The 16,787-nt window shown below is 63.2% G+C and carries 15 protein-coding genes; 6 read left to right on the top strand and 9 right to left on the bottom strand.

What is annotated here, in order from left to right; all coding sequences use genetic code 11:
- Window positions 1-17: 17 nt before the first annotated feature.
- The 4 genes from relA (at window position 18) to eno (ending at window position 6,428) form a co-directional block, all read left to right on the top strand.
- Complete coding sequence (gene relA, locus L1P05_RS13000; protein WP_012849541.1) at window positions 18-2,264, top strand: GTP diphosphokinase; 2,247 nt, start codon at window positions 18-20, stop codon at window positions 2,262-2,264.
- Window positions 2,265-2,353: 89 nt separating this feature from the next.
- The gene (gene mazG, locus L1P05_RS12995; RefSeq protein ID WP_034167978.1) at window positions 2,354-3,148 is read left to right on the top strand and encodes a nucleoside triphosphate pyrophosphohydrolase; all 795 of its coding nucleotides are present in this window, start codon (window positions 2,354-2,356) and stop codon (window positions 3,146-3,148) included.
- Window positions 3,149-3,408: 260 nt separating this feature from the next.
- Window positions 3,409-5,046, top strand: a complete 1,638-nt coding sequence (gene pyrG, locus L1P05_RS12990) for a glutamine hydrolyzing CTP synthase (protein WP_012849539.1) — start codon at window positions 3,409-3,411, stop codon at window positions 5,044-5,046.
- Between the two features lie 80 nt (window positions 5,047-5,126).
- A complete protein-coding gene (gene eno, locus L1P05_RS12985) occupies window positions 5,127-6,428 on the top strand; it encodes a phosphopyruvate hydratase (RefSeq protein WP_012849538.1) in 1,302 nt (433 codons plus the stop codon).
- Between the two features lie 64 nt (window positions 6,429-6,492).
- Here eno and L1P05_RS12980 read toward each other — a convergent pair whose 3' ends face one another.
- From L1P05_RS12980 to tesA, 7 genes are all read right to left on the bottom strand, one after another.
- Window positions 6,493-6,714, bottom strand: coding sequence for an HP1242/YdcH family protein (locus L1P05_RS12980; protein ID WP_012849537.1), 222 nt, complete (start codon window positions 6,712-6,714; stop codon window positions 6,493-6,495).
- Window positions 6,715-6,877: 163 nt separating this feature from the next.
- A complete protein-coding gene (locus L1P05_RS12975; protein WP_012849536.1) occupies window positions 6,878-7,993 on the bottom strand; it encodes a M20 family metallopeptidase in 1,116 nt (371 codons plus the stop codon).
- Window positions 7,994-8,009: 16 nt separating this feature from the next.
- Entirely contained in the window at window positions 8,010-8,486 is a 477-nt protein-coding gene (locus L1P05_RS12970) for a YjiG family protein (protein ID WP_080514644.1), read from the bottom strand.
- Window positions 8,486-9,226 carry a nucleoside recognition domain-containing protein gene (locus tag L1P05_RS12965; protein ID WP_012849534.1) on the bottom strand — a complete coding sequence of 247 codons (741 nt, stop codon included), beginning with the start codon at window positions 9,224-9,226 and terminating at the stop codon, window positions 8,486-8,488. The genes L1P05_RS12970 and L1P05_RS12965 overlap by 1 nt, the downstream gene beginning before the upstream one ends.
- A gap of 277 nt (window positions 9,227-9,503) precedes the next feature.
- Window positions 9,504-10,358 (bottom strand): co-chaperone YbbN, encoded by an 855-nt coding sequence (locus tag L1P05_RS12960; protein WP_012849533.1) that lies wholly within the window; start codon window positions 10,356-10,358, stop codon window positions 9,504-9,506.
- 66 nt (window positions 10,359-10,424) lie between these two features.
- Window positions 10,425-11,210 (bottom strand): SDR family oxidoreductase, encoded by a 786-nt coding sequence (locus tag L1P05_RS12955; RefSeq protein ID WP_012849532.1) that lies wholly within the window; start codon window positions 11,208-11,210, stop codon window positions 10,425-10,427.
- Between the two features lie 42 nt (window positions 11,211-11,252).
- Window positions 11,253-11,915 (bottom strand): multifunctional acyl-CoA thioesterase I/protease I/lysophospholipase L1, encoded by a 663-nt coding sequence (gene tesA / locus L1P05_RS12950; RefSeq protein ID WP_073383442.1) that lies wholly within the window; start codon window positions 11,913-11,915, stop codon window positions 11,253-11,255.
- On the opposite strand from tesA, the gene ybbA reads away from it, so the two are divergent.
- Window positions 11,883-12,569, top strand: a complete 687-nt coding sequence (ybbA, locus tag L1P05_RS12945) for a putative ABC transporter ATP-binding protein YbbA (protein WP_012849530.1) — start codon at window positions 11,883-11,885, stop codon at window positions 12,567-12,569. The genes tesA and ybbA overlap by 33 nt on opposite strands.
- Window positions 12,566-14,968 carry a putative ABC transporter permease subunit YbbP gene (gene ybbP / locus L1P05_RS12940; protein WP_012849529.1) on the top strand — a complete coding sequence of 801 codons (2,403 nt, stop codon included), beginning with the start codon at window positions 12,566-12,568 and terminating at the stop codon, window positions 14,966-14,968. Before ybbA ends, ybbP begins: the two co-directional genes overlap by 4 nt.
- 3 nt (window positions 14,969-14,971) lie before the next feature.
- Here ybbP and purK read toward each other — a convergent pair whose 3' ends face one another.
- Both purK and purE read right to left on the bottom strand, forming a co-directional pair.
- Window positions 14,972-16,042: a 5-(carboxyamino)imidazole ribonucleotide synthase gene (gene purK, locus L1P05_RS12935; RefSeq protein ID WP_012849528.1), complete on the bottom strand. Its 1,071-nt coding sequence runs from the start codon at window positions 16,040-16,042 to the stop codon at window positions 14,972-14,974.
- Window positions 16,039-16,548, bottom strand: coding sequence for a 5-(carboxyamino)imidazole ribonucleotide mutase (purE, locus tag L1P05_RS12930; protein ID WP_012849527.1), 510 nt, complete (start codon window positions 16,546-16,548; stop codon window positions 16,039-16,041). The genes purK and purE overlap by 4 nt, the downstream gene beginning before the upstream one ends.
- Window positions 16,549-16,787 lie beyond the last annotated feature (239 nt).

Below are 16,787 nucleotides of genomic sequence, written 5' to 3'. Positions count from 1 at the left end.
TCGAGAGGGAGAGAACCATGGTCGCGGTAAGAAGTGCTCATTTGAATACGGCTGGTGAATTTGTCCCCGAGCAGTGGGTGGCAAGCCTGAACCTGTCCAATTCTGAGTCGTGTGAGCGTCTCACCGCCACCTGGCGCTATTGTCAGGAGAAGACCGCCGGTAACGCCGCGGCGCCGCTGCTGCTGTGGCGCGGCGTTGAAATGGTCGAGATCCTCTCCACGCTGAGCATGGATAATGACAGCATGCGCGCCGCGCTGCTGTTCCCGCTGGTAGACGGCGGGGTGATCGATGACGCCCGGGTGCGCGAGGACTTTGGCCATGCCATCGCCGAGCTGGTGCGCGGGGTGCTGGAGATGGACGCCATCCGTCAGCTGAAGGCCACCCAAGATGGCGCCGTCGGCTCGGAGCAGGTGGACAATATCCGCCGGATGCTGCTGGCCATCGTAGAGGACTTCCGCTGCGTGGTGATCAAGCTGGCGGAGCGTATCGCCCACCTGCGCGAGGTGAAGGATGCGCCGGAAGAGGAGCGCGTGCTGGCGGCCAAGGAGAGCTTCAACATCTATGCCCCGCTGGCCAACCGCCTGGGGATCGGCCAGCTGAAGTGGGAGCTAGAGGACTTTTGCTTCCGCTACCTGCATCCGGATGAGTACAAGCGCATCGCCAAGCTGCTGCATGAGCGGCGCATCGATCGCGAGCAGTTTATCGACGACTTTGTGCGTGACCTGCGCGGGGCGATGGCCGAGGAGGGGATCAAGGCGGATATCTACGGTCGCCCCAAGCATATTTACAGCATCTGGCGCAAGATGCAGAAGAAATCCCTGGCCTTTGACGAGTTGTTCGACGTGCGCGCGGTGCGGGTGGTGGTCGAGCGTCTGCAGGACTGCTACGCGGCGCTGGGGATAGTGCATACGCACTACCGTCATCTGCCCAGCGAGTTCGATGACTACGTCGCTAACCCCAAGCCCAACGGCTATCAGTCGATCCATACGGTCGTGCTCGGGCCGCACGGCAAGACGCTGGAGATCCAGATCCGTACCCGTCAGATGCACGAAGACGCCGAGCTCGGCGTGGCGGCGCACTGGAAGTACAAAGAGGGGCCGCAGGCGGGCGGACGCTCCGGCTACGATAACCGCATCGCCTGGCTGCGCAAGCTGCTGGCTTGGCAGGAGGAGATGGCCGACACCGGCGAGATGATCGACGAGGTGAGAAGCCAGGTGCTGGACGATCGGGTGTATGTCTTTACCCCCAAGGGCGACGTTGTCGATCTGCCCGCCGGCTCCACGCCCCTCGACTTTGCCTACCATATTCACAGCGACGTCGGCCACCGCTGCATCGGCGCCAAGATCGGCGGGCGGATCGTTCCCTTTACCTATCAGCTGCAGATGGGCGATCAGGTGGAGATCATCACCCAGAAGCAGCCTAACCCAAGCCGCGACTGGCTGAACCCTAACCTGGGGTATGTCACCACCAGCCGCGGGCGCGCCAAGATCCACAACTGGTTCCGTAAGCTCGATCGCGATAAGAACATCCTGGCCGGGCGTCAGATTCTGGATGACGAGCTGGCCCGTCTGGGGATCAGCCTGAAAGAGGCGGAAAAGCTGCTGCTGCCGCGCTACAACGTGCATACCCTGGACGAGGTGCTGGCCGCCATCGGCGGCGGCGATATCCGCCTGAACCAGATGGTCAACTTCCTGCAGGGCAAGATCAACAAGCCCAGTGCGGAGGAGGCCGATCGCGAGGCGCTGAAGCAACTGACCCAGAAGGGGCAGTCCAGCGTCCGCAGCGACAAGAGCAGCGGCCGGGTGGTGGTCGAAGGGGTCGGTAACCTGATGCACCACATCGCCCGCTGCTGTCAGCCGATCCCCGGCGATGAGATCGTCGGCTTCATTACCCAGGGGCGCGGGATCTCCATTCACCGCGTCGACTGCGACCAACTGGATGAGCTACGCCGGCACGCGCCGGAGCGGATTATCGACGCGGTATGGGGCGAGAGCTACTCCAGCGGCTATTCGCTGGTGGTGCGGGTGACCGCCAACGATCGCAGCGGGCTGCTGCGCGACATCACTACCATCTTGGCCAACGAAAAGGTCAATGTGCTGGGGGTTGCCAGCCGCAGCGATACCAAGCAGCAGATGGCGACCATCGATATGGAGATAGAGATCTATAACCTGCAGGTGCTGGGCCGGGTGCTGGCCAAGCTGAATCAGCTGCCGGACGTGCTGGACGCGCGTCGTCTGAACGGCGGACGCGGCGGCGCGGAGTAAGCCCGGGGCCGCCTCCCCACGATCTGACGCGCCGGCCCGGGTAGGGTCGGCAGGCGTCCCCCTCTTTTTTTACCGCGGGAATAACACCGATGACCACACCAGCCATGCAACGACTGTTGACGATAATGCGCACGCTGCGTGATCCGCAGCGGGGCTGTCCTTGGGATCTACGTCAAACTTTTGCCACAATCGCCCCCTATACGCTGGAAGAAACCTATGAAGTGCTTGACACGATTCAGCGCAGCGATTTCAATGGACTTCAAGAAGAGCTAGGCGACCTGTTGTTTCAGGTGGTGTTCCATGCGCAGATGGCGCAAGAGCAGGGGCTGTTCGACTTTGACGACGTGTGTCAAAGCATCTGCGACAAGCTGGAGCGCCGCCATCCTCACGTGTTCGACGCGGAGTATGACGGGACGGCGCAGGCGTCCGTAGCGCGCTGGGAGCAGCGCAAGCAGCGGGAGCGGGCGCAAAAGGCGATGGACTCTGTGCTGGATGATATTCCGCAGGCGCTGCCGGCGCTGATGCGCGCCGACAAGATCCAGCGGCGCTGCGCCTCGGTGGGATTTGACTGGGACACACTGGGGCCGGTGCTGGACAAGGTTTACGAAGAAATAGACGAAGTGATGGATGAGGCGCAGCAGGCGGTGGTGGATCAGACCCGTCTGAGTGAAGAGGTGGGGGATCTGCTGTTCGCCACGGTCAATCTGGCGCGTCATCTCGGCTGCCGTGCAGAAACCACGCTGCAGGAGGCCAACCGTAAGTTTGAGCGCCGTTTCCGCGCGGTCGAGCAGGCGATAAGCGCCGGTGGACAGACGCTGGAGAGCGCCTCGCTAGAGGAGATGGAGGCGGCGTGGCAGCAGGTAAAACAGCAAGAAAAACAGTAGGGTGGAGCGCCGCGTCGGCGGTGGTTTTCCGTTTTGTTTTGGCTGTTTGATGCGCTGCGACAGAGATTAATGGGATTTTTTGGCGTTTTTTCTCTGTATCCTTTTGTTTCAGAAGTAAAAGAAGATTATTGCAGGCGGTGTTTGGGCGCAGAAAATGGCGCGGACGGGATCAGATCGTTTGTGGCAAATAAAACCTTCGGGTATACTACTGTCCCGTCCTGGTTCTTCCATCGTCTTTAAACCTAACTCTCAGGTTCAGCATGACAACGAATTATATTTTTGTGACCGGCGGGGTCGTATCCTCTCTGGGTAAAGGCATTGCCGCAGCCTCCCTGGCGGCCATTCTTGAAGCCCGTGGCCTCAATGTATCCATGATGAAGCTCGATCCGTACATCAACGTCGATCCGGGTACCATGAGCCCGATCCAGCACGGGGAAGTTTTCGTTACCGAAGACGGCGCGGAAACCGATCTGGACCTGGGTCACTACGAGCGCTTCATTCGCACCAAAATGTCCCGTCGCAATAACTTTACCACCGGGCGCATCTACTCCGATGTGCTGCGTAAAGAGCGTCGCGGCGACTATCTGGGCGCCACCGTTCAGGTGATCCCGCATATCACCAACGCCATCAAAGAGCGCATCCTGGAAGGGGGCGAGGGCCACGACGTGGTTCTGGTTGAGATCGGTGGCACCGTCGGTGATATCGAATCGCTGCCGTTCCTGGAGGCGATTCGCCAGCTGGCGGTCGACGTCGGTCGTGAACACACCATGTTCATGCACTTGACTCTGGTACCATATATGGCGGCCGCCGGTGAGGTGAAGACCAAGCCGACCCAGCACTCCGTGAAAGAGCTGCTCTCTATCGGTATCCAGCCTGACGTGCTGATCTGCCGCTCCGATCGCGCTATTCCGGCCAACGAACGCGCGAAGATCGCGCTGTTCTGTAACGTGCCGGAGAAAGCGGTTATCTCCCTGAAAGACGTGGATTCCATCTACAAGATCCCGGGGCTGCTCAAGTCGCAGGGGCTGGATGAGTTTATCTGCAAACGCTTCAATCTGGCCTGTCAGGCGGCGGATCTGTCCGAGTGGGAACAGGTTATCTTTGAAGAGGCCAACCCGGCCGGTGAAGTGACCATCGGTATGGTCGGCAAGTACGTCGAGCTGCCGGACGCCTATAAGTCGGTGATCGAAGCGCTGAAGCACGGTGGACTGAAAAACCGCGTCAGCGTTAATATCAAGCTGATCGACTCGCAGGATGTCGAAACGAAAGGCACCGAGATCCTCAAAGATCTGGATGCTATCCTGGTGCCGGGCGGCTTCGGCTATCGCGGCATTGAAGGGAAGATCGCCACCGCACGCTATGCGCGTGAAAACAATATCCCGTATCTGGGCATCTGCCTGGGTATGCAGGTTGCCCTGATGGAGTTTGCCCGCAACGTCGTGGGCATGGAAGGCGCCAACTCAACGGAGTTCATGCCGGACTGCAAATACCCGGTCGTGGCGTTGATCACCGAGTGGCGTGATGAAGAAGGTAACGTTGAAATGCGCAGCGAAGACAGTGATCTGGGCGGCACCATGCGCCTGGGCGGTCAGCAGTGCAATCTGGTGGACGGTACGCTGGCGCGCCAGCTGTACGGTGCGCCGAGCATTGTGGAGCGTCACCGTCATCGCTACGAAGTGAACAACATGCTGCTGAAGCCGATCGAAGCCGCGGGTCTGCGCGTCTCCGGCCGTTCAGCGGACAATAGCCTGGTGGAGATCATCGAGCTGCCTAACCACCCGTGGTTCGTGGCCTCGCAGTTCCATCCGGAGTTCACCTCCACCCCGCGTGATGGGCACCCGCTGTTCTCCGGCTTTGTTAAAGCGGCGGCGGAATACCAGAAACGTCAGGTGAAATAAGTGATTATGGGCAGGCGCGGGACTTTGGTTCCGCGTCTGTCGTCTGGAGTTTTAGTTTAACTTGTATCGAGGAAAACCTAATGTCCAAAATCGTTAAAGTCATCGGTCGCGAAATCATCGACTCCCGCGGTAACCCGACTGTAGAAGCCGAAGTTCATCTGGAAGGCGGTTTCGTCGGTATGGCTGCTGCGCCGTCAGGTGCTTCTACCGGCTCCCGCGAAGCGCTGGAGCTGCGCGACGGTGACAAGTCACGTTTCCTGGGTAAAGGCGTTCTGAAAGCGGTTGCCGCCGTTAACGGCCCGATCGCTGAAGCCATCATCGGCAAAGACGCCAAAGATCAGGCAAATATCGACCAGATCATGATCGAGCTGGACGGCACTGAAAACAAATCCAAGTTCGGTGCTAACGCCATTCTGGCGGTTTCCCTGGCTAACGCTAAAGCAGCCGCTGCCGCTAAAGGCCTGCCGCTGTATGCTCACATCGCCGAGCTGAACGGTACTCCGGGCAAATACTCCATGCCGCTGCCGATGATGAACATCATCAACGGCGGTGAGCACGCCGACAACAACGTCGACATCCAGGAGTTCATGATCCAGCCGGTTGGCGCTAAGACCCTGAAAGAAGCGGTACGCATCGGTTCTGAAGTGTTCCATAACCTGGCTAAAGTGCTGAAGTCTAAAGGCATGAACACCGCCGTGGGCGACGAAGGCGGCTACGCGCCGAACCTGGAGTCCAACGCGGCTGCGCTGGCTGCTATCAAAGAAGCCGTTGAGAAAGCCGGTTACGTGCTGGGTAAAGACGTTACCCTGGCCATGGACTGCGCCGCCTCTGAGTTCTACAACAAAGAAACCGGTATGTATGAACTGAAAGGCGAAGGCAAATCCTTCACCTCCAACGAGTTCACCCACTACCTGGAAGGCCTGACCAAAGAGTATCCGATCGTCTCTATCGAAGACGGTCTGGACGAGTCTGACTGGGATGGCTTCGCTTATCAGACCAAAGTGATGGGCGACAAGCTGCAGCTGGTGGGCGACGACCTGTTCGTGACCAACACCAAGATCCTGAAAGAAGGCATCGAGAAAGGCATCGCTAACTCCATCCTGATCAAGTTCAACCAGATCGGTTCTCTGACCGAAACCCTGGCCGCTATCAAGATGGCGAAAGACGCTGGCTACACCGCCGTGATCTCTCACCGTTCAGGCGAGACCGAAGACGCGACCATCGCCGATCTGGCGGTAGGTACTGCGGCTGGCCAGATCAAGACCGGTTCCATGAGCCGTTCTGATCGCGTTGCTAAGTACAACCAGCTGATCCGTATCGAAGAAGCGCTGGGCGCGGCTGCACCGTTCAACGGTCTGAAAGAAGTGAAAGGCCAGCATTAATCCGCTGCTTTTCTGATGTAAAAAACCCGCCGCCGGCGGGTTTTTTTATGTCCGGGTGTAACGGTTAGCTGATCGCCTCTTCCGAGCGCAGGATCTGATACAGCTCATCCTTGATCCGTAGCTTTTCGCGCTTCATATCTGCAATTTGCTCGTTAAAGGCCGCGCCGGGTCTGTTTTCAGCCCTTCTGATCTCATGGTCCAGCTGGTTATGCTCATGGAACAGGGTGGCAAATCGGATGTCTTCGGTTTTCAGACGGGAGATCAGATCACGATACTCTGGGAACATAAGCCCTCCTTTTGGTCAGAACCCATGTCTACTATGGCACAGAAACAGCGTCTAGTTTGTAACCAGCGTCGCAGGTTGTCAGTGAAGTTTGTCGGGGGCATTCGCGGTGATAAAAAGAAGGGGCCGCAGCGTGCGGCCCCTTGGGGAGGGCGCTATGTGAGGATTACAGACCGGCGATCACCCGGCGCAGCAGACGAATGCGCGGGGCAATGCTCTCCAGCTCCAGGTATTCGGCCGCGCTGTGGAAGCCGGCGCCGATCGGGCCAAAGCCATCCAGCGACGGGATCCCCAGCGCGGCGGTGTGGTTGGCGTCAGATCCGCCGCCCACCGCCTGCCAGGTGATGGCGATCCCCTCTTCGCGTCCGGCCTGCTCGACGCGGGCCATCAGCGCTTCGGTGTCGCCCGACGGCGCCATGGCCGGGGTGTGGGCATCCTGCTGCAGCGTGCAGCTGACGCCGTCCAGGAACGGCTGCTGGCAGCGGGCCTGCAGCGCCTGATTGACGCGCTGATACTCATCGTTGCACCAGAAGCGCAGATCGACCACGGCCTGTGCGTGGTCGGGCACGATGTTGGCCGCGTCGCCGCCGCTGATCACGCCGACGTTGAGGGTGGTGCCCTTGTCGCTGTCGCCCAGCTGGTTGACGGCGATGATGGCGTGGGCTAGAGCGGTGATCGCCGAGCGGCCTTTCTCCGGATCGTTACCGGCGTGGGCGGCGACGCCCTGGAAGCTGAGGCGATAGCGGGCCATGCCTTTCCGCGCCTTGACTAGGGAGCCGTCGGCACGCGCCGCTTCGCACACCAGCACGCAGCCGCTGCGCTTGGCCAGTTCGCCAATCCAGGCGTGGGAGTGGACGGAGCCGGTCTCTTCATCCGGGTTCATGGCGACGGCGATGCGCAGGCGCTGACGATCGTGCGCCTCCAGGCCACGCAGGGCCCACAGAATATTGAGCAGGCCGCTCTTCATATCCGAGACGCCCGGCCCGTAGGCGCGGCCATCGCGCACGCTCAGCGGACGCTCGGCGGCGGTACCCGGCGGGAAGACGGTGTCCAGATGGCCGACCAGCAGCACATCGTAGCGATCGGCCTGCGGCTGGTTGGTGACAAAGACCCCCGGCCCGACCTGGTCGCCCAGATCGACCTGCTCCGCGTGCCAGCCGGCGTCGCGGTACAGGCCGGTAAAGATATCGGCAACCCGGGCGACCCCGTCGCGGGTCTGGGTGCCGCAGTCGACGTTGACCACGCTGCGCAGTTCGTCCAGATACTGTTCCAGTTGTATCATCCGATCTCTCCTTGAGTTACAGAATTACGCGCATGAGCAGCATGGCGATGAAGGCGTTGATGACGGAGATACCGATCATCACCGGAATACGTTTGGCGGCGGTGCCGATAACGCCGAGGATACGCCCGGCATACTGGATCTGAGAGCCCATCAGGTAGATGGCCGGCGCCAGGATCGCCAGATGGATCCCGGTGAGGATACCCTGGTCGAACAGCGCTACGGCAACGCCTACGCCGCCGCCCATGGACATCCAACCGCCGATCAGTACGGCGGCGGCCTCGCCCGGCAGGCCAAACAGCCCCATCAGCGGGCCAAACACCAGCGCCATTCCTTTCAGGGCGCCGGTGATCTCCAGCGCCTTGATCAGCACAAAGGCCATCAAGACGTTGGGCAGGGTGCTGGTGGTGGCAATGTTCCAGCCTTTGCGCGCGCCGGCGACAAAGACGTCGGTGATCATAGGCTTCGACGCGGAGGTAGAAATAGGTGCAGACATTAGGCTTCTCCCTGTGCCGGATGGGTTGCAGTTTTTGCGCTGTTACGTGTCGTCAGGCGCAGGTACAGGCGCATCAGGTTGGCGCCGAAAATTTTCATCACGAACATCACCGCCACACACAGGCCGATGGAGGCCGGTACCGCCGGGGTGCCGTCGAGGGTCATCAGGGTGAACAGCACCGCGCCGGAGGAGAAGAAGTTGGTGATCATGGCACCGGCGGAGAACTGGAACATGGTGAAGACGTCACGCTCGTGTTCGGCTATCTGTCCTTCGTCGGAGAGGTTGCGGGTCAGCGAGGCACCGACGTCGGTGCTCTGCAGTGAGCCGATCATCGCCAGGCCGGCGGCGCCGGGGATCCCCAGCAGCGGGCGCAGCAGCGGCGTCAGCAGCTTACGGGCCGCGTTGAGCGCGCCGTAGTGCTCCAGCACGTTAATCATCCCCAGAGCGAACATCACCGCCGGGATCAGGCCAAAGGCGAACAGGAACCCGTCCATGGCACCGGAGCCGCCCTTACCGCGGAAAGTGCTGGTGGCGGCGTTTACCGCGTCGCCGGCGCTGCTGACGCCGCTTACGACCTTACCAAATGCGCCGTTGAGGGTGGTGAAGTCGAAGACGCCGTACCATTCTTTTCCGCCCAGCAGGCCGGAGAAGAACACCATTGCGAAGATCAGCGCGACATAGGCACCGAAGCCGACGCGCTGTTCCGCGGGCGGGGCGCTGGGTGGGATTGGACTACTCATGGATCATTTCCTTATGCCAGGTGTGAAGTGTTACAAAATACAAGAATACGAATATTCAGTAATAGTTTTTTAGAATATATGACCTGGCGCAAGAAAAATATTGGTTATTTATACGACTAATTAATAATTTGAGATATCGCACGTGGAAAAATCGGAATTCCGTGCTAACAGTTCGGAATAGCAGAAATGTTACCGGGAACCGGTCGGTGCGACGGCCATAAAAAAATCCCCGCCGGCGTCAGCGGGCAGGGAGTGAGGGGGGCGCAGAGAGCGGCGATCAGTACATCAGGGAGTAGAGCTGGCGGCGGAACTTAGAGGCCAGCGCATCGCCGGTGCCCAGCGCGGCCAGAATGTCCATCAGCGTCTTGCGGGCCGCGCCGTCACCGGCGGCCAGATCGTGGCGCAGGTGATCCATCAGCAGGGTCAGCGCCTCCTCGTTGCGCCCGACCTGATGCAGCTGCAGGGCCAGCTGGACGGCCAGCGCCACGTTCTGCGGCTGTTCGGCGACTTGCTGCTGCAGCTGCTGGATCTCCGGGGAGTCGGCGGCCTGCTTCATTAGCTCGATCTGGGCGATCAGGCTCTGATAGTGGGTGTCCTGATCCTGCAGCGGCACGGTCGCCAGCAGGGCGCTGGCCTCATCGCTGCGGTTGAGGGCGATCAGGTTTTCCGCCAGCGCCAGCGTAATATCACTGCGGGTCGGCGCCAGGGTATGGGCCTCTTTCAGCAGCGGCAGGGCCTCCGCCATCTTGCCGTCGGCCATCAGCTCCGCCGCCTGGGCGGCCTTTAGCTCCTCTGGCTTGGGCAGAACCCGGGCCAGCAGATCGCGGATCTGCTCTTCCGGCTGCGGTCCCTGAAAACCGTCGAGCGGCTGACCATCCTTAAACAGATAGACCGTCGGAATGGCGCGCAGCCCGAACTGGGATGCCAGCATCTGTTCGGCGTCGCAGTCGACCTTGGCCAGGATGAACTGCCCGGCGTACTCGGCGGCCAGCTTTTCCAGCACCGGCGTGAGCTGTTCGCAGTGTTGGCTACGGGCAGACCAAAAGTAAAACAGCACCGGCACCGACATGGATTGCTCCAGCGTCTGGTGTAGGTTGGCTTCGGTAATATTGACTACGGTGGCGTTGATCATGGTGGTTTCTCTCGATCCCTTCGGCTAGATAAAACGGATATGGGGGCGGCGGCGGCAATTACAAGCTTAGCGCGCCGTCGAATGGCCACTCAGGATGCGATCCAGCGCGCGGCCCGGCAGGATCCGTCGCAGCAGGCTGAGCGCGTGAGCGATAACGGTGACGGGATAGCGCAGCCGTGGACGCGGACTCTCCAGCGCGTGGCGCAGCTTGGGCAGCACCGCCTCCGGCGTCAGGGTGAAGCGGGCGGCGATGCCAGGGTTAGTCACCGGCTTGGCGCTGTCGCACTGGTGCACGTTGTGGGTAAAGCGCGAGCGAATGGGGCCGGGCTCGATCAGGGAGACGTGTACGCCGCTGCCGCGCAGCTCCATGCGCAGCGCATCCGACCAGCCCTCCAGCGCATATTTGCTGGCGGCATAGGCGCCACGCCCGGGGGTGGCAACCACCCCCATGATGGAGCTGGTCTGGATGATGCGTCCCTCGCCCTGGGCCAGCATTGCCGGCAGCAGCAGTTGAGTCAGCTGATGGGTGCCGAACAGGTTGGTGGCAAACTGGCGCTCCAGCTCCTCGCGGCTGATCTGGCTGAGGGGCCCATAGAGACCGAAGCCGCCGTTATTGAACAGGGCGTACAGACGCCCGTCGGTCAGCGCCAGCACCTGACGGGCGGCCTGCTCTACGCTCTCGGCGCTGTCGAGATCCAGCGTGATGCCCTCCATCCCCATGGCCTCCATCGCCGCGACGTCCTCCGCTTTACGGCAGGCGGCCAGCACCCGGTAGCCCCGCTGGTGCAGATCCTTGGCCGCCGCCAGTCCGATGCCGCTGGAACAGCCGGTGATTAAGATGGCTTTTTGCATAAGTTTACCTAAGTTGCTCTGTTGGTCGCTGAATATTCATGTTTAATTAATAGACGGCGCGCCGTTCTCCGCGCGCGTTAGCTGCGGCAGCAGGCGCTGCGCCATCCAGTCGGCGATAAACGGCTGGGCCAGTGCGTTGGGGTGCAGGCCGTCATCCTGGATCCAGTCGGGGTGGCCGACCACCGCTTCCATATAAAACGGCAGCAGCGCGACGCCAAAGCGCGCGGCCAGCTGAGGGTAGATCGCCGCAAAGGCGTCGCCGTAGCGCCGACCGTAGTTGGGCGGTAGGCGGATCTGCATCAGCAGCGGGGTGGCGCCGGCCCGCTGCACCCGCTCGATGATCGCGGACAGCGCAGCGGCGATGGCGTCGGGCGCAATGCCGTGCAGCCCATCGTTGGCCCCCAGTTCAATCAGCACCCAGCGCGGCCGGTGCTGCTGCAACAGCTCCGGCAGGCGCAGCAGCCCCTGCTCGGCGGTATCGCCGCTGATGCTGGCGTTGATCACCGTCAGCGGCGGGGTGCGCAGCTGCCATTGCTGGGCCAGGCGGGCAACCCAGCCCTGCTGCTCCGGCAGGCGATAGGCGGCGCTCAGGCTGTCTCCCAGCACCAGCAGTGTATCGGCACGGGCCGCCGTCAGGCCACACAGGATCATGACCACCATCAGGAGTATCCGATGCCAGCGCAAAACGTAATTGAAGTTCATCATGTCGCCAAACGGGTTGGTGAGGGTGAAAACCAGATCTCCATCCTTACTGCTGTCGACCTGGTTGTCAAACGCGGACAGAGTCTGGCGCTGATCGGCGAGTCGGGATCGGGAAAATCGACGCTGCTGGGGATCTTGGCCGGGCTGGACGATGCCAGTGCCGGCGAGGTGCGTCTGCTGGGGCAGCCTCTGTCACAGCTGGATGAGGAGGGGCGCGCCGCCCTGCGCGCCCGCGATATTGGCTTTGTGTTTCAATCTTTTATGTTGGTGCCGACCCTGACGGCGCTGGAGAACGTACAGCTGCCCGCGCTGCTGCGCGGCGAGCGCGAGCACGACAGCCGCCAGCGCGCCGCGGCGCTGCTGACGCAGCTGGGGCTGGGGCAGCGTCTGCGCCACCTGCCGGCCCAGCTCTCCGGCGGTGAGCAGCAGCGGGTCGCGCTGGCGCGCGCCTTTAGCGCCCGGCCGCAGATCCTGTTTGCCGATGAACCGACCGGCAACCTGGATCGCCAGACCGGCGATCGCATCGCCGATCTGCTGTTTGAGCTGAACCAGCGCCAGGCGACGACGCTGGTGATGGTGACCCACGATGTTCAGCTGGCTGCGCGTTGCCAGCGGCGGCTGCGCCTGGTGGACGGAACGCTGCGGGAGGTCGCGTGATCCGGCGCTGGTTCTGGCGCGAATGGCGCACTCCGTCGCTGCTGATCGTCTGGCTGGCGCTGGCGCTGGCGGTGGCCTGCGTGCTGGCGCTGGGGCGGATTGGCGATCGTCTGGATCAGGGGCTGCAGCGACAGGGACGTGAGGTGATCGCCGCCGATCGGGTGCTGTGCAGCTATACGCCGGTGCCCGAGGCGTGGCTGGCGCAGGCCCGGCGGGAGGGGATCCGGGTTAGCCGGCAGTGGGTATTTTCAACCATGGCGTTTGCCGGCGGTCGGCTGCAGCTGGCGGAGGTGAAGGCGGTGGACGACGCCTACCCGCTGTACGGCCGGCTGGAGACGCGCCCGCCGCGCCAGGTGCCGCGCCCCGGCGAGGCGCTGGTCGCTCCGCGGCTGATGGCGCAGTTCGCCCTGCGCCCCGGCGATGCCGTGGAGGTGGGGGATATGACGCTGCGGGTCGTCGGCGAGGTCGAACGGGAGCCGGACGGTGGGTTCAGCCTGCTGAGCAGCGCCCCCAGGATGCTGATTGCGCTGGCGGACGCCGAGCGCAGCGGGATCGTACAACCGGGCAGCCGGGTGAGCTATCGCTATGGCTTGGCCGGCAGCCGCGAGGCGCTGGCGCGCTACGACGCCTATCTGACGCCGCGTCTGCAGGCGGATCAGCGTCTGACTCAGGCCGCTCAGGGCGCGAATGTGCTGGCGCGTACCCTGCAGCGGGCGCAGCAGTTTCTGCTGCTGTCGGCGCTGTTGACGCTGCTGCTGGCCATGGCCGCCGTCAGCGTGGCGATGGGGCACTACTGCCGTAGCCGCCATACGCTGGTGGTGCTCTTGAAGACGCTGGGCGCCGGGCGGCGTCTGCTGCTGAAGTGGGTGGTCGGACAGTGGCTATGGCTGCTGGGATCGGCGCTGCTGGTGGGGGCGGGGCTGGGGCTGCTGGTCGAGCGGGGGCTGCTGTGGCTATTGACGCCGCTGCTGCCCGCCGCGCTGCCGTCGCCCGGCCTCTGGCCCTGGCTGTGGGCGCTGGGGGGGATCCCGCTGATGGCGCTGCTGGCCGCCCTGCGACCCTATCGTCAGCTGTTGGCGATGCGGCCCCTGCGGGTGCTGCGCGCCGACGCGCCGAGCCCGGTCTGGCCCCTGCGCTATTACCTGCCGCTGATGGCGCTGCTGCTGGGCGGCGGGCTGCTGTGGCTGGTCGGCGCCAGCGCGCTGATGTGGTCGCTGCTGCTGGGGATGGCCCTGCTGGCCCTGCTGCTGGCGCTGTGCGGCTGGCTGGGGCTGTGGAGCCTGCGCCGACTGGCGCCGGGCAGCCTGACGCTGCGTCTGGCGCTGGGGCGTCTGCTGCGCCAGCCGGGGGCAACCCTGAGTCAGCTGGCGGCCTTTTCGCTCTCCTTTATGCTGTTGGCGCTACTGCTGATGCTGCGCGGCGATCTGCTCGATCGCTGGCGTCAGCAGCTGCCGCCCGACAGCCCCAACTACTTTCTGTTCAACATCAGCGCGGCGCAGCGCGAGCCGCTGCAGGCGTTCCTGCACGCCCACGGCGTCACTCCACAGCGGTTTTATCCCATTGCGCTGGCGCGTCTGACGGCGATCAACGGGCGTCCGCCGGTCATGCAGGGGGGCGATGAGTCCCTAAACCGTGAGCTGAATCTCACCTGGCTGGCGTCGCTGCCGCCGGGAAACCCGCTGCTGGCCGGTGAATGGCCGCCGGGCGCGGGGGGCGTCTCGGTGGAGCAAGGGGTGGCTGAACGCCTGGGGCTGACGCTGGGCGATCGCCTGACGTTTAGCGGCGACAGTCGGCAGTTCAGCGCCCGAGTGACCAGCCTGCGGCGGGTAGACTGGGAGAGCCTGCGCCCCAATTTCTACTTTATTTTCCCGCCCGGTGGGCTGGAGGGGCAGCCGCAAAGCTGGCTCACCAGCCTACGTTATGACGGCGATACGCGGCTCTTGGCTGAGCTTAACCGCCACTTTCCGACCCTGACGCTGGTGGATATGGGCGCCCTGCTGCTGCAGGCGCGTCAGATACTGGATCAGGTGGGGCGAGCGCTGGAGGTGATGGTGCTGCTGGTGGTGCTGTGCGGGGTACTGCTGCTGTTGGCTCAGGTGCAGGTGGGGATGGAACAGCGCCGCCAGGAGCTGCAGATCTACCGGATCTTGGGCGCATCGCGACGGGTGCTGCGTCGCACCCTGTATGCCGAATTCATGCTGCTGGGACTGGCGGCGGGCACGGTGGCCGCCGCTGCCGCCGAGGCAGCGCTGTGGCTGCTGCAGCGGCAGGTGTTTGACTTTCCCTGGCAGCCCGCCTGGCCGATGTGGCTACTGCTGCCGCCGGGCGCCGCGCTGCTGCTGGGGATCTGCGGCGCCGGACTGGGAAGAGGGCTGCTGCGTCGTCCCTCGGCGCGCTGATGCTCAGCTCAGCCGCGCGCCGGCCCATGCCAGGGCGTCCTGGTACTCCGCCGGCAGCTGGCCGCGCAGGGTATCCAGGGCGCTGACCAGCCGCTGGGACTGGAAGTGGTTCAGGTTGAGGTGGCCCACCTTGCGTCCCGGACGGACCGCCTTATCGTACCAGTGCAGGTGCACCAGCGGGCCGCTTAGCCATGCGGTGTCCAGCGCGGTGCCGATCAGGTTGATCATTACGGAGGGGGTGGAGACATCCGGGTGCGGCAGAGGCAGGCCGAGCAGCGCGCGCAGGTGCAGCTCGAACTGACTTATCGAGGCGCCGTTCTGGGTCCAGTGCCCGCTGTTGTGTACGCGTGGCGCCAGCTCGTTAATCAGCAGGGTGTCGTCATCCACCACGAAACACTCCATCGCCATGACGCCGACATACTCCAGGCGCTGCATGATGCGCTGCAGCATCGCCTGCGCCTTCTCCTGCAGAAAGCTCTCCGGCTGCGGAAAGACCAGGCTGGCGCGCAGAATGCCGTCCTGATGCAGGTTATGGGTGAGGGGATAGAAAACGCAGCGGCCATCCTGAGCGCGGGCGCCGATCAGCGAGACCTCGCCGATGAAGTTGATCCCTTGCTCGACAATACACTGCCCGTAGATCTCGGCATCAAGCTGGGGTTCGTGACCGGGGCGGATACGCCACTGACCGCGCCCGTCATAGCCGCCGGTGCGGCGCTTGACGATGGCCAGCGGGCCGAGGCGTTCAAACAGGGCGGGCCACTGTTCTGGCGCGGCCAGCAGCGCCCAGGGCGCCGTCGGCAGCGCCAGTTCGTCCAGCAGCTGCTTTTGGCTGTAGCGATCGGCCAGCAGCGGGAAGATATCGCGGTTGATGAAGGCCGGGTGGCTGGCCAGCTCGCGGGTCAGCGGCGTGTCGGGCCAGCGTTCGATTTCGGCGGTGATCACCGCCTGTTGCCAGGGGACGCTGTACGGATCGGCCTCGATACCCACCGGATAGACCGGGATCCCCAGCGGTTCTCCGGCCTGACGCAGCATGCGCCCCAGCTGGCCATCGCCCAGTACGCAAACCGGCTTCATGCGTCCTCCCGCGGATCGGGATGGCTGAGCACCTCGTCGCTCTGCGCCTGGCGCCAGGCGGCCAGGCGGCGGCTCAGCGCTTCGTCATGCAGCGCCAGGATCTGGGCCGCCAGCAGGGCGGCATTGGCGGCGCCCGCCTTGCCGATGGCCAGGGTGCCGACCGGGATGCCGCGCGGCATCTGTACTATCGAGTAGAGGCTGTCGACCCCATTCAGCGCGGCGCTCTGTACCGGTACGCCCAGCACCGGCAGCAGGGTTTTGGCCGCCAGCATGCCGGGCAGGTGAGCCGCGCCGCCGGCGCCGGCGATGATGACCTGCAGCCCGCGCGCCGCCGCCTGCTCGGCAAAGTGAAACAGCTTATCCGGAGTACGGTGCGCTGATACCACCTCCACGTGGCAGGGCAGCTCAAGCTGCGTCAGGATTTCGGCGGCGAACTGCAGGGTGGCCCAATCGCTTTTGGACCCCATGACGATGGCGATCCTGGCCGGTGCGGCGCTGGCGGACATGAATGGCGTGCTCCTCTAACTCGGTGGCGGTGAATGGCCGCCCGATCCCGGCGGCCCTACAGATAAGAGGGGCAAAGCATAGCATAGCTTTTCAGGTGAGGAAAACGTTTGCGTGGCCGCCGCGCCGGGGAAAGTCAGCGCCGTTACGCTATCGGTTAGCGTAATGCGAGGGAAACATCTACTATAAAAGTAGTAGTCCATGAAGGGCTATTTGGGGACCTCTACCGCTCAACGCCAGA

This window comes from Edwardsiella piscicida, assembly GCF_021733145.1.
GTDB classification, from domain to species: domain Bacteria; phylum Pseudomonadota; class Gammaproteobacteria; order Enterobacterales; family Enterobacteriaceae; genus Edwardsiella; species Edwardsiella piscicida.
Note: the sequence above shows the minus strand (reverse complement) of the source record. Positions and strands in the feature narration are given on the sequence as shown.